This window comes from Syntrophomonas sp. UBA5494, assembly GCF_002426325.1.
The window spans coordinates 2813-5431 of the sequence record NZ_DIPG01000082.1 but is presented as its reverse complement, the minus strand read 5'-3'; the positions used below and the strand labels follow the sequence as shown (position 1 = coordinate 5431).

Below are 2619 nucleotides of genomic sequence, written 5' to 3'. Positions count from 1 at the left end.
TAGTTGCCTGGGTGTCCCTGGAAGTAAAGTTTTTCAATATCTGAAGGGCTTAGATTCTCCTTAAGACGCAGCCCTAAAGCGGCCAAGTCGTGAGACAATGTCGACGGTTCAAACCCGGATTTCATTGTTTCACCTGCTTTATGAGACCATAAAAACCACTGTCCCCGCGGAGCTACTTTGACAGGGTCAAATGCATCGGCATCCAGGTAATCAAAAATAACCGTACTGCCTGTGGGGGCGATGCCTGCAACTGTGCGCAGGGTATCGAATACAGTTTCACGGGGCAGGTAGTAAGTGACACCAAGCCAGTTAAAGAATCCCAGGGCTTTCGGGTCATACGATGAATTCTTGAGTTCCTCATCAAGTTTCTGGCGCGTGAAATCTACCGGAATAAAATGTAGCTGCTTGGGAATCTCCCAACCCAATTCAGTGAGGCGTTGACGCTTAAAAGCCTGGGTAGCCGGATGGTCCACCTCAAACACCTGGAGCTTCTCCATCAGTTCCGGACAACGGAAGGCAAAGGTGTCCATCCCTGCTCCCAAAATCACGTATTGCCTGCCTCCCTTCCTGACAACCTCCGCCAAACTGTCTTCAGTATACCGAGCCCTGCTGACTGCCAAGGCAGGAGCGCCATGCGCATGCATATACCAATCCACGGCCGACGTTGGGCTGGAGATCAGGTTCAAGTCTTGGGGAGCAATCGCTTCAAAAGTACGCTTAACACGTCGGGGAAGGAATAATTTTATGATGGAGGGAACAGCCTTGCGGGAGCCTATATAATAGAGTGCCTTATTAGATTTATATATCATCCCGTCGAAGTTTGTGCGTTGCTCTTCTGTAAGCAAGTGCTTGGCCAGAAAGTCATCAAATATCTTGAGTTCATCATGCGCCGCATGATAGGCTCGACAGTAGGTAATTATCGATGCGGAATAACTCGTTTTATTCTTTTTCATTGATATCCCCTCCAATTAATTATCTCTATATTGGCTTAATCTCCGGCTAAAGCGAACTTTGTCTTATCTATCTCCCCAAACTCAAGTACATGTGAACTCATATTTTAACCCCCCTTAAACTTGATGTCCCTACCCGTGAATCAATATGTTCAATCAATCCTGATGGACGGCAATACCTTCCTTGATTATTTGGATTGCACCTTCCACTTTCTTTAAATAACGGGTCTCGTCAAACCCTGAGTACAAATATTCATTAAAAACGAAGGTGTGAGTTATTTTAATAACCAGTTCGGAGTCGATTTCCGGGTTGATAAGGCCGCGCTGTTTATCACGCTCGATTATTTTGATGTGCTTTTCAGCGGATGCTCTCAGAAGCTGTAGGATGAATTCGCTGTTATCAGTCTCCGTCAACGCGCCTATTTTGCAATACTCCGGTCTTATTTTACCTACTTTAAAGGTATCTTTGGCTCGTTGCATAATGATTTCAAAAAAGCTGGCATTTGAGTTGAAGGCTTCTTGGTTTCCTCGAATCTCATTTATATCCTTTGCCATTTCTTCCCCTACGTAAAGATAGATATCTTCTTTGTCGGCAAAATATTGGTAGAAACTGCCCCTAGGTATACCTGCGTTCTTGACGATCTGGTTGATGGACGCCTCGCTGAAACGCTGCTTTGAAAACTCCTGCACAGCTGCATCGAATATTTTCTTCTTCTTCTCTTCGCTCAAATTAAAGAAAGTACTTTTAGGCAAGTTATTTCCTCCTCCAGCTACTGGGTGGTCATTTAGTACACAAAAATAGTTAGACCCATCGCGCATGACAACCATGTCATGTTTATAACAAAACTTTATGACATCCTTGTCATATTGTCAAGATATTCATTCATGGTGTTGAGAGGATAGCGGATAAAAGGCGGACTGGTTGACGATTCCGAAAGACGGAAGTGGGGCACACTGAAGAAGTGGGCCAGAACGAGGAAGGAGGCTTGACGCCTAACTGAATATAAAAATCCCGCTGCTTGGCAGTAATCTCTGACATCCGTAAATCGCGGCCCGGTCTGCCGAAGCATTCGATGACATCCAGTTGGTCCAGCAGGCCTTGAATGGTGTACTTTCCAAAAAGATTCCTGTCTTGCATCGCTTTCTTTACATAAGACAAGAAAATCAGCGCGATGAATTGGACAAAGAGTTTACCATTCAGGGACTGCTCCGGGGATACCAGGAGACTGTAATTGCCCTCGATTTTGTCAATACGATCAGGCCGCTTTTAGAATGCTTTGACGGTCATTGCCGCCGTCCGTCACGACACTTCCCGGATTAGACATAGGCCCTCCGCAATAACGCCCGCCGGGCTATTTATTCTCTCCTTTGATAAAAACCCGGATTCTTCCTGAACTGCCATTATCTTTGGACTCTTTAAGAAGCCTTACAAGTTCACCGCTTTCGATATCAGCAGGGGTAACTTCGTGAACCATCACCAGCATTCCATCGTTTTCAGCATTCAAGGCATATTTTGTGAAATTGCAGCCATTGTCTGCAAATGCGCGGTGAGCATCAGTTAAAACCTTTGCGATACCTTCCAAGGAGTTGTCCTGTAAATCAAGCCGAATAGTAACTTCTGCATCAATAGGCAATGATTTGTCGAACTTCATATCAAGCTCCAAACTAT

The 2619-nt window shown here is 45.2% G+C and carries 3 protein-coding genes; all 3 read right to left on the bottom strand.

All coding sequences use genetic code 11. The features are described 5' to 3' along the window. The coding region (locus B3W37_RS09050; protein WP_483175473.1) for a class I SAM-dependent methyltransferase at positions 1–953 on the bottom strand (953 nt) is incomplete at its 3' end. 153 nt (positions 954–1106) lie between these two features. Continuing rightward, positions 1107–1703, bottom strand: a complete 597-nt coding sequence (locus B3W37_RS09045; protein ID WP_483175472.1) for a TetR/AcrR family transcriptional regulator — start codon at positions 1701–1703, stop codon at positions 1107–1109. A gap of 599 nt (positions 1704–2302) precedes the next feature. Next, a partial coding sequence (locus B3W37_RS09040) for a hypothetical protein (RefSeq protein WP_483175471.1) occupies positions 2303–2619 on the bottom strand: 317 nt, incomplete at its 5' end.